We start from the raw sequence: 10,576 nt of genomic DNA, 5'->3' as shown, positions 1-10,576 counted from the left end.
TAAAATCCAATTTTCTTATTTTTAACACACAATTCTTAATGTTAGTTTTTTGTAAAATTAAAATAAACTTTTACAAAACCGCCAATAAAAAACAAAAACAGATAAATAACAATGAGTTAAGCAAAAACAACAGGATCTTATCGGTACAGTTATGCGCTCAGCTATATCCACAACCAGACTCAAGATTAACAATTAAACAACAAAGCCACTAAAAGAACAATAATATTTATACAGAAAAAGTGAATATAAATTCATTTTAGAGCGGTTTTTATCTTTTAAATGATTAAAAATTAATGACTTAATTCGCCTGCAACGCAGCTAATAAATGCACTAATCAGAGGTTTTTCAATTTGCGTTTTATAACAGCATAAACCTAAATCAAAAGATTGCAGACGATGCCTTGTTGTTAAACTTTGTACGCGATCCCGTACAGGGCTGTTTTCAATCACGACATCGGGGGCAATGCCGACACCGCAACCAAGCGCAACCATACTGATCAACGCTTCATGCCCTGCCACTTTGCCGTAAATGAAAGGTTTTCCCACTTTCAATAAGCGATACCAATTATCAAATCGTCGTCGTACAGAACCATGCTCAGGTAAAATAAAAGGTATTTTTTTCCAATCGATTTCACTGTTTTTTATTTGTTGAGTAACGGTACAGGGAATAGTTGGACCTATGATAGAGAGTGGAATTTCCGCCAATTTAATAAAGTGTAAACGGGCAGGAAAGGGCTCAGGATAGGCAGTAATAGCAAAATCAACTTGCTCCTTAAGAACATGATCAACGGCGACCGCACTATCTCCCGTTGTTAATTTTATTTCGACTTTCGGATGCAGTACGCGAAAACGCTCTAAAATGGGGGGTAAATGGCTATAAGCGGCAGTGACCGAGCAATAGATATTGATTTGTCCTTCTAGCTCACTATTGCTCTGTTTAATCGTCCGTTTAATCAATTGCCACTGTTCGACTTGTTGTAATGCATATTGCTTAAATAACAATCCCGCTTCCGTCAAGGTGACGGAACGGTTATCACGCAGTAACAGCTGCTCACCAACTTCTTCCTCTATACGCTGAATTGAACGCGTTAAGGTTGATGGACTAACATGTTTTTCTTGCGCCGTTTTAGTGAAGTGCAAACTGTTCGCCAGATGCAGGTACAACTCTAAGGTACGTATATCCACAACTTAGCTTACCACCGGTAAATCATCTCGACTTCCCCATTCACTCCATGAGCCATCGTAAACAGATAAATCTTGATAGCCGGCTAAAGTGGCAGCAAGGGCAAGAATACAGGCTGTCACCCCAGAACCGCAACTAAAAATAACACGCTTATTTTTAGGCGCTATTGCTTCAAATATTAAGGCTAACTGATAGGCATCCTGCATCTTTTGATCTTTAATTATATCCGCCACAGGTAAATTCTTACTATTGGGAATATGTCCAGAACGCACTCCCGCTCGAGGCTCTGCTTCCTTTGCATAAAAACGATTTGCAGAACGGGCATCAAGGATCGCTTGTTTTTCATCTTCTGTAGCCTGCAAAACTTCATCAGCATTACAGATAAGATGGCTTTGATAATTAGCCACAAAATCACCTTCAGTAATAGGATCTTTTTGCGGCCCGTTTTCAATGGCTAAATCTCGCTTTTGCCATGCAGGCAAACCGCCATCTAATACCGCAACGTTATTGAATCCCATCACTTTAAACATCCACCAAACGCGCGGGCTAGAAAAAATACCCAACGTATCGTAAATAACAATAATGCTATTTTGATTAACGCCCAAATGACGTACCGATGTTTGAAAATCAGCTGCATTTGGCATCATGTGGGGTAAATCACTATGATGAGCGCAAATTTCACGATCAAAATCAAAATAGATAGCACCGGGAATACGTGCCTCAAACCACTCTAATTTTCCATCGCGATTGGTATTGGGCATAAACCAACTCGCATCTAAAATAATTAATTCTGGATAGTGAAAATTCACTTGTAACCACTCAGCGGTCACCAATGGACTCGGTAATGTTAATACTGACATATCTATTCCTTACAAAGCCAATGACATTGGCTTATAAACTTTTATCTAAACTGTGCTTATTATATTGCAAAATTCGCAACATAACATTGCCAATATATCATTTTGCGCAACAACACTTATGCGCTATAGTTAGCGTCGAAAATTAAAGTCTACCTTAAAAAAGGATTTTAGACTCGTATTGTCCCTTATTTGTCAATTTTTGGAGTGTCACCACATGGCTAACTATTTTAATACTCTTCCTCTACGTGAAAAACTAAACCAACTAGGTCAATGTCGTTTTATGGATCGCAGCGAATTTGCTGACGGCTGTGAAGCATTAAAAGGTAAAAAAGTAGTGATCATCGGTTGTGGTGCTCAAGGTCTAAACCAAGGTTTAAACATGCGTGACTCAGGCCTTGATGTTTCTTACACATTACGTGCAGAAGCGATCGCAGAAAAACGCCAATCTTGGAAAAATGCAACGGAAAATGGTTTCACTGTAGGTACTTACGAAGAGTTAATCCCACAAGCCGATCTTCTATGTAACCTAACACCTGACAAGCAGCATACAGCTGTAGTTGGCGCGGTTATGCCTCTGATGAAAGACGGTGCGACACTCGCTTACTCACACGGTTTCAATATCGTTGAAGAAGGCATGCAAGTGCGTAAAGATATCACTGTTATCATGTGCGCACCAAAATGCCCAGGTACTGAAGTACGTGAAGAATACAAGCGTGGTTTCGGTGTACCAACACTGATCGCGGTTCATCCAGAAAATGATCCACAGGGCCAAGGTCTTGCATGGGCAAAAGCATATGCATCTGCAACTGGTGGTGACCGCGCTGGTGTCTTAATGTCTTCTTTCATCGCAGAAGTTAAATCAGACCTAATGGGCGAGCAAACTATCCTATGTGGTATGTTACAAACTGGCGCAATCTTAGGCTTTGAAAAAATGGTTGCGGACGGTTTAGAGCCAGCTTACGCATCTAAATTAATCCAATACGGTTGGGAAACAGTTACTGAAGGTCTAAAATATGGTGGCATCACCAACATGATGGATCGTCTATCTAACCCAGCTAAAATCAAAGCATTTGATATGTCTTTAGAGCTTAAAGATATTCTACGCCCACTATTTAACAAGCACATGGATGACATCATTGAAGGCGAATTCTCTAAAACAATGATGGAAGACTGGGCTAACGATGACGTAAACCTACTTAAATGGCGCGCAGCAACGGCTGAAACAGGCTTTGAAAAACAACCAGCTGGCGACATGGAGATTGGCGAGCAAGAGTTCTACGACCACGGTATCTTCTTAGTAGCGATGATCAAAGCGGGTGTTGAGCTTGCATTTGAAGCGATGACTGCATCTGGCATTATCGATGAGTCTGCATACTACGAGTCACTACATGAAACACCGTTAATTGCGAATACCATTGCACGTAAGAAACTTTACGAAATGAACGTTGTTATCTCTGATACAGCTGAATACGGTTGTTACCTGTTCGACCATGCTGCTAAACCACTACTTGCTGATTTCGTTAAAGCGATGAGCCCACAATTCTTAGGCTCAGCACTACAAGTTAAATCTAACTCTGTAGATAACGCGCGTTTAATTGAAGTTAATGAAGCTATCCGTACTCATCCAGTAGAAATTATTGGTAAGAAACTACGTGGTTACATGAAAGATATGAAAACGATTGTTTCTGCATCTTAATAAAGCCAATCGCTAGCACATCATCAAGCCAAGGTATTTACCTTGGCTTTTTTGTCTATTAAGAAAAGGTCGGTAACAGATCTCGAATACCATTAATAAACATTTGTACGGACATAATTAACAATAACATCCCCATTAAACGCTCTAATGCAGTCAAGCCTTTCACCTTTAAAATTTTGTAGAGTTTAGTCGACGAAAGCATTATTACCGCAGAGGCAATCCAAGCCAAAAACAGCGAAATAAACAGTGCACCGGAATGGTCAGCATTGGTTTTTGCTAATACTAATAATGTCGCCAACGCAGCAGGCCCAGCAATCATAGGCAATGCAATAGGGACGACCAAGGGCTCATCACCAACTTTAGTGGCAAACATATCTCCCCCATGCGGACTTGGAAAAATCATCTTTAATGAGATCACGAAAAATATAATCCCACCTGCAATCGTGATTGCCTGTGTTTCGAGATGGAATAGACTTAAAAATTGTTCGCCAAAAAACAAGAAAACAACCAAAATTAAAAAGCCAATTAGCATTTCTCGCACAATGATCTGAGTATGCCTTTGCTTATCAATATTCTTTAGAATGCTTAAAAGTAAAGGGACATTACCAAAGGGATCGAGAATAAAAAATATGAGTACTGCTGTTGAGAAGATCGGAAAAGTTGTCTCCATTCGCCACCATCCTTGTCAATAAATAATATTTCAAAACGTATTGATTACTGAAATCGGCAATACGATATAGCTATTTGATTTGAATATACAGTTTTATTATTTAAAAAATTCACACGCTGAACAATAGAAATGATTAACAGTAAAACATGGAGGTTTGATCAATAGGAGGACGGAGATATTAGGAAGGCTAGAAAAAACAAGGAGGTTAAACCTCCTTGTTTACATTAATGCTGTTTAATTACACTTACTGACCATTAATTCACCACCATCATTATTCGCATTGATACGGAAACTATAAACATAATCTCCAGCTACAGGGATAGTAATTGCTGACTCGGTACCAGGTCCTGAAGCTATAGTCATGTTTTGTTCACTGGCAATAACAACGGGAGCCGAATTGGCTACGGCAAACTCAGAACTCCAATCACCTGCTGCAAATTTAAATGAAAATGCAGTAGGGACACTCTCATTAACCACTACTTGATAGATATTATCTCCCTTGTAGCTAAATTTATGACTATCTGGTGTCGCATCGAAACCATCGGGAGTATAAGTACCACGGATCCACATCTCTTTACCTAAAGGTCCAACTTCATCCTCATCGGCGGCATTACAATCTGCCAATGGCCCCGTTCCAACTAGATTATCGCCATCCCCCACATTTGGCCCTTCAGCACTTGGAGTGACAATATCTAAAAAGCGAGCCTGTAGTGGTGCTAATGTCACGGAATATTCATCGCTAACAGACTTGATGACTTCTGCCGTTTGCAAATCCACCAAATCACCCTCACTACCCGATTGAGCAGCAGTAAATGTCACTGTTTTGTCACTATTGCTCGTATTCAAAACAAACAGTACCGCATCATTACCAGCTTGTTTATGGTCAATATAAACAACAGCGTCTTGATCTGTATTAAGATGTGTACGCACACCATTATAAAGCGCTGGTTGAGTTGCACGAAGATTCATCACTTCGGTAATGTAATCGCGTAGCGATTTTTGCTCTGCATCAGCACTGAATGGAGTGTCACCGATAACAGCGGCAATACCTTCAATCTTAGCAGGTGAACGCGAAACATGGTCATCACATAATCCGGCACGCGCATTCGCACCGTTATCATTCGCACAATCCACACGATCCGCAAAACCAGCCACTTCATCACCAATCTCATCACCGTAATACATGGTGATAGGCCCAGTATAGGCGGCTAAAAGCGCATAGGCCGCTTTATGACGTTGTGAGTACTCCGTTGTACCTGGCTCTGCAATATTACCGCGCTGTAATAAGTCACCAAAACGGACTAAATCGTGATTAGTTAAAAAGCCATTCGGCGCCGCAAAATCAGGATAAACAATATGCGTAGCGTAACCAGCAGCTAAGTTAGTCGCATCACGCCCACCCGCACCACTCTCTTCTACAGCTAAGGTTTGTGTAATGCTATAACGCATTGGGAAATCGAAGTTCGAGCAAAGACCAGGCATCGCAGTATTACCATAACCATTGTTGGCAATCTCACCGGCACTACTCCATATCTCCCCGACCATATACCCCAATGGATTAACAGTCTCGCCCTTCATTGTATAGGTCACGCTCTTAGCCGCATCTTCAACCGTTTTACGTGATTCTCCCCACGCACCAACAGGTACCTGATAGGCCTGATCTAAACGCCAACCATCAATACCAAACTCAGTGATCCAGTAACTGGCCACTTCTTTAAAAAAGGCTAAATCATTCGGATAGACCGCTTGTCGGCCAGTTGCACTTTGCCCTGGACCATTAGTCGAAACGGTCAGCCCTGTCGGTGAAGGGTAATCAGTGGCGTTGGTCTTGAAATGACCAAAAACACCATCAAGGATCACATATATACCTCGTGCATGTGCTTCGTTGACTAAGGTTTGCAATTCCGCTTTAGTACCAAATTTAGGATCCACATCAAAATAGTTAGAGGCAAAGTAACCAGTACCATCGAGACGATCTGCCCACTCATCCTGACTTGATAACTCAACGGATTGGAATATCGGCGTCATCCAGATAGCATTCATACCCAGAGACTCAATATAATCAAGTGAGTCAATCACGCCTTGGATATCACCTTTATGCTCACTGTTACCATAAGCCATGTTGTAATCAGCATTGGCATTGCCATCAACAAAGGATTCGCTCATCACTTGATAGATACGCAGTTGATTAGCTTTTTCATATAGCGTGCTATCACATGCATAGGCCTGATATTCAGGTGTTGGAGGAGTTGGGGGAGTGTCGCCACCGCCACCACCACCACAGGCTGTCAATACGGTTGTTAACGCCAGTGCTAATAAAGACTTTTCAAATTGCATTATTTCTTCCCCTGAATATAACCATTAAAAATAAAAAAATTCTCACGAGTATATGGGGGTGAAAAATCCTGTCAATATGAGCAGATGGATTTACCAGAAGCAAGGCCTTTCATTTACCTATACCGTGATCAAACCCTGACTTCTAAAAAAAATATAGTCCATATTTAAACGTCGATGAGCTATTAACCAGCGACAATTTACCACTTAAAATTCAAATGGTTACGTTTACATTTTTGATAATTAGCGCAACAAACAACATGCTAAAGCAACCACTAAAGCACGCAAAAATAGCACTACCTAGCTTGTTGTAGAAATGATTTAACGAGCGAAGGGAAAACAGCTATTGCCATGCATATCAACCACAAAAGCGAATATGCATGTGCACAGAGATAGTATTTTTCAGCTATGCGCTAATTTAAGGCCAACAATACCCGCACAAATCAACCCCAAACTCACTATTTTTAAAGCGTCAGTGGCTTCATCGAACAATATAACCCCAAAAATAGCGGTTCCAAGGGCACCAATCCCCACCCATATTGCATAGGCAGTGCCAACTGGCAATGTTTTCAGAGCAAGACCCAACAATAGAAAACTGGCAATTAACGCACCTACCGTCGCAACACTCGGCCAGAGTTTCGTAAAACCATCGGTGTACTTCAACCCAATAGCCCAACAAATTTCCAAAAGACCAGCGACAAATAAAATAACCCAACTCATAGATACCTCTTGATTAGTTTTGGGCCGTCCCCCGATGAAATAGAGCGGTGAGGTCGTCCTCACTTCAACACCGTTATCGCTCTAAAGAGAAATGCCGGCAGGAGAATTTAACGATAAATATTCACACACCCCCATCCCAGCTAACCGTCCCGTCGCAAAACAGGCCGTTAAAAGATACCCTCCGGTTGGCGCTTCCCAATCAAGCATCTCACCAGCACAGAAGACGCCGGGCAATTGCGTTAACATAAAGTAGCCGTCAACACTGCTTTCGCAAACACCACCAGCACTTGAGATGGCTTGCTCAATACTTTTTACTTTATTAAAGGTGATCGGTAATTTTTTTATCGACTCAGCTAAGGATTGCGCATCTTGTAATTGATCCTTGCTGCACCTCTCGTATAACAGGGCCGCTTTAACCCCACTGATGCCTAAGCAGCGTTTTAAATATTTACTAAAAGAGTCTTTCCCCTGCTTAAGCTGCAATTTTTTAACTATCTGTTGTTCACTTAAATCGGGTAATAAATCGAGTTGCAAATGGGCTGCCCCATGGTGATTTATCGCATCACGCAAATGCTTCGAAAAAGCATAAACCAAGCTGCCTTCCATACCATCTTCGCTAACAATACATTCGCCCTTACGATATATATCCTCGCCTGCTAGGGTCTTAAAACGAAAAGCGATATTCTTAACCGGACTACCGGCATGATTTTTTTGTAAATGGTCGCTCCATTGACTATAAAAACCGCAATTAGCGCTCTGTAATGGTTGTATCTGCACATTGGCGGCAGACAACATACTTTGCCACGCTCCATCTGAACCTAATTTTGGCCAACTTGCTCCGCCCATCGCAAGCACCACGGCATCGGCATGCACAGAGACACTATCACCAGCATGGCGAAAAGATAATAGCTCACCTTTAATATCAATGAGGCGATGATTCATGTTGAAAGTGACGCCTGATTCCCGTAATCGTTTTAACCAATTCCGTAACAGCGGAGCGGCTTTCATATCGCTCGGAAATACACGTCCAGAACTACCGACAAAGGTATCAATCCCTAACCCTTTTATCCAGTGACGCAGAGCGCGTGCATCAAAGGCACTAATCGCTTTATCCAACCATTGCAACTTTTCATAATAACGTTTAATAAATTCATCATAGGGCTCAGAATGAGTGATATTCATGCCCCCGACTCCAGCCAATAAAAACTTACGGCAGGCACTTGGTTTGGCATCAAAAACTTGTACTTGATAACCAGCGGCATTAATCACTTCAGCAGCCATTAACCCCGCAGGTCCGGCTCCCACTACTACAACCACTTTTTGTTTCGTCACCGACTGCCCCGCTTAAAATATATCCTCATCTATTGAGGTATAGGGTATATGAATCAATACTTGGTTTCACTGAAAATATGAGAGCAAAACGAAATCGTCTGCATATCTCGTATTTTTATCTACATTAGGTATAATGCGCCTGCTTAATTTTGGAGTTCAGCATGTCTAATTATCACCATCGCTTTGGCGGCATTCAACGTTTATACGGCACACAAGCTATCAATAAGTTTCAACAGAGTCACGTTTGTGTAATCGGAATCGGTGGCGTTGGCTCATGGGTTGTTGAAGCCCTCGCTCGCTCTGGGATTGGTCAACTCACTTTGATTGATATGGATGATATTTGCGTCACTAATACCAATAGGCAAATACATGCGCTCGCCAATAGTATTGGTGAAACCAAAATTGAGGCGATGGCCGCTCGCTGTCGGTTAATTAACCCCGAGATTAAACTTAATTTAATCGATGATTTTATCGACAAACAGAACTGTTTTGAATACCTCTCCAGTGAATTTGATTATATCTTTGACGCCATCGATAGCATCCCAGCAAAAGTGGCACTAATTGCCCACTGTAAACGTAATAAATACCCCTTGCTTACCTGTGGTGGTGCCGGTGGACAATTAGATCCCACACAGATTCAAATTACCGATTTATCCCGCACGATTCAAGATCCGCTCGCCGCGAAAGTGCGTTCAGAGCTACGCCGCCATTTTAACTTTAGCAAAAACCCCAAACGGAAATTTCGCGTTGATTGTGTTTTTTCCACGGAGCAGTTGAGTTACCCTGATATGAATGGTGAAGTTTGTCATCAGAAATCGGAATCCGATGGTAACATGAAAATGGATTGTGCCAGTGGCTTCGGGGCATCTACCATGGTAACGGGCAGTTTTGCCTTTGTTGGCAGCGCGTTTATACTGAAAAAAATAGCCAGTAAATAAACGAGGCGCTTTAACAAATTAAAGCGCCCATGCCACTACTTACTTAAGTCTAATAATTCACGCAGTGCAACCTGACACATACTAAACTCAGGCACTTTAATCGCCAATAATGAATCTGCCATTTTATACCAACGTTGTGCCAGATTTTCATACTGCGTTTCCCAGTCATTAAAGGTTTGCTCAACATCCTCCCCTTTCATCATCGTCAACAACGTCCTCGCAATACGTTGCTGTTGCCATTCAAGGTCATCACACATCGCCTCCTTAGCCAATGATTGCCAATTATTATCAACGGGCAGTAAATTGAGCTGTTTAGCAATATCAAATAACTTCAATTTGTAAGATGCATAAAAATAGACTCTAGCTGCTAAATGGGGATCAACCTGTAGTTTTAGCGCCACAGAAATCACACTCAATAAGGCATAAAACTGCTCCGTACAGGAGATTTTTGCCGCCAAAGAAGCAGGAACAGAAGCTTCTAAAAGAGGATTAATAGCAGCAATACGATAATCAACCACATTGCCCATTAAGACTTTTTCAATATTAGCCGCCACCGATTGCAAGGGCTGTTGATATTGACGTATTAACTTACCAGTCTCTAATTCATCACGATGATTACGTATCAACCAACGCGTGCTGCGATAAATCATACTTTGCAGTTTAAAAATCATATCGTTCTGTAGGGCACAATCAACCTTATAATATAAGGCTTCTATCTCCTGCAAAATATTGTTAAGTACAAAAATATCCCGACTAGCAATCCACGCCTTACTCAGGTCTAAAAATGAACAGCCCGAGCTAGACATAATACGATACGCAAAGGTTGGCCCCATTATATTAAAAG

The 10,576-nt window shown here is 41.5% G+C and carries 8 protein-coding genes and 1 pseudogene; 2 read left to right on the top strand and 7 right to left on the bottom strand.

Annotated features, from left to right (window positions below; genetic code table 11):
• Positions 1 to 290 precede the first annotated feature (290 nt).
• Together ilvY and sseA are read right to left on the bottom strand one after the other, a co-directional pair.
• Positions 291 to 1,184, bottom strand: a complete 894-nt coding sequence (gene ilvY, locus AB1A03_RS06025) for an HTH-type transcriptional activator IlvY (RefSeq protein ID WP_354623725.1) — start codon at positions 1,182 to 1,184, stop codon at positions 291 to 293.
• Between the two features lie 3 nt (positions 1,185 to 1,187).
• Entirely contained in the window at positions 1,188 to 2,042 is an 855-nt protein-coding gene (gene sseA / locus AB1A03_RS06020) for a 3-mercaptopyruvate sulfurtransferase (RefSeq protein ID WP_354623723.1), read from the bottom strand.
• A gap of 214 nt (positions 2,043 to 2,256) precedes the next feature.
• Between sseA and ilvC the strand changes: the two genes are divergently transcribed.
• The gene (gene ilvC, locus AB1A03_RS06015; protein ID WP_354623721.1) at positions 2,257 to 3,738 is read left to right on the top strand and encodes a ketol-acid reductoisomerase; all 1,482 of its coding nucleotides are present in this window, start codon (positions 2,257 to 2,259) and stop codon (positions 3,736 to 3,738) included.
• A 58-nt stretch (positions 3,739 to 3,796) separates the two neighbouring features.
• Here the strand turns inward: ilvC and AB1A03_RS06010 are convergent, their stop codons facing one another.
• From AB1A03_RS06010 to AB1A03_RS05995, 4 genes are all read right to left on the bottom strand, one after another.
• Complete coding sequence (locus AB1A03_RS06010; protein WP_354623719.1) at positions 3,797 to 4,408, bottom strand: MarC family protein; 612 nt, start codon at positions 4,406 to 4,408, stop codon at positions 3,797 to 3,799.
• A gap of 234 nt (positions 4,409 to 4,642) precedes the next feature.
• Complete coding sequence (locus AB1A03_RS06005; RefSeq protein ID WP_354623717.1) at positions 4,643 to 6,745, bottom strand: alpha-amylase family glycosyl hydrolase; 2,103 nt, start codon at positions 6,743 to 6,745, stop codon at positions 4,643 to 4,645.
• 399 nt (positions 6,746 to 7,144) lie between these two features.
• Positions 7,145 to 7,462, bottom strand: coding sequence for a quaternary ammonium compound efflux SMR transporter SugE (sugE, locus tag AB1A03_RS06000; RefSeq protein WP_354623715.1), 318 nt, complete (start codon positions 7,460 to 7,462; stop codon positions 7,145 to 7,147).
• Positions 7,463 to 7,543: 81 nt separating this feature from the next.
• Positions 7,544 to 8,794 carry a TIGR03862 family flavoprotein gene (locus AB1A03_RS05995; RefSeq protein WP_354623713.1) on the bottom strand — a complete coding sequence of 417 codons (1,251 nt, stop codon included), beginning with the start codon at positions 8,792 to 8,794 and terminating at the stop codon, positions 7,544 to 7,546.
• A gap of 161 nt (positions 8,795 to 8,955) precedes the next feature.
• Between AB1A03_RS05995 and tcdA the strand changes: the two genes are divergently transcribed.
• Complete coding sequence (gene tcdA, locus AB1A03_RS05990) at positions 8,956 to 9,732, top strand: tRNA cyclic N6-threonylcarbamoyladenosine(37) synthase TcdA (protein ID WP_354623711.1); 777 nt, start codon at positions 8,956 to 8,958, stop codon at positions 9,730 to 9,732.
• A 35-nt stretch (positions 9,733 to 9,767) separates the two neighbouring features.
• On the opposite strand, the pseudogene AB1A03_RS05985 reads toward tcdA, so the two are convergent.
• Positions 9,768 to 10,576: pseudogene (locus AB1A03_RS05985) on the bottom strand (NAD-glutamate dehydrogenase); the annotation flags it as partial.

The sequence above is a fragment of the Psychromonas sp. MME2 genome (assembly GCF_040566515.1).
GTDB lineage: Bacteria > Pseudomonadota > Gammaproteobacteria > Enterobacterales > Psychromonadaceae > Psychromonas.
The sequence above is the reverse complement of the archived record's forward strand: the minus strand, read 5'-3'. Positions and strand labels throughout refer to the sequence as shown.

What these genes read in the sequence shown, in the direction of transcription:
- sseA (WP_354623723.1), bottom strand. Translation starts at nt 2,042, where the DNA reads ATGTCAGTATTAACATTACCGAGTCCATTGGTGACCGCTGAGTGGTTA.
- ilvC (WP_354623721.1), top strand. Translation starts at nt 2,257, where the DNA reads ATGGCTAACTATTTTAATACTCTTCCTCTACGTGAAAAACTAAACCAA.
- AB1A03_RS06010 (WP_354623719.1), bottom strand. Translation starts at nt 4,408, where the DNA reads ATGGAGACAACTTTTCCGATCTTCTCAACAGCAGTACTCATATTTTTT.
- AB1A03_RS06005 (WP_354623717.1), bottom strand. Translation starts at nt 6,745, where the DNA reads ATGCAATTTGAAAAGTCTTTATTAGCACTGGCGTTAACAACCGTATTG.
- sugE (WP_354623715.1), bottom strand. Translation starts at nt 7,462, where the DNA reads ATGAGTTGGGTTATTTTATTTGTCGCTGGTCTTTTGGAAATTTGTTGG.
- tcdA (WP_354623711.1), top strand. Translation starts at nt 8,956, where the DNA reads ATGTCTAATTATCACCATCGCTTTGGCGGCATTCAACGTTTATACGGC.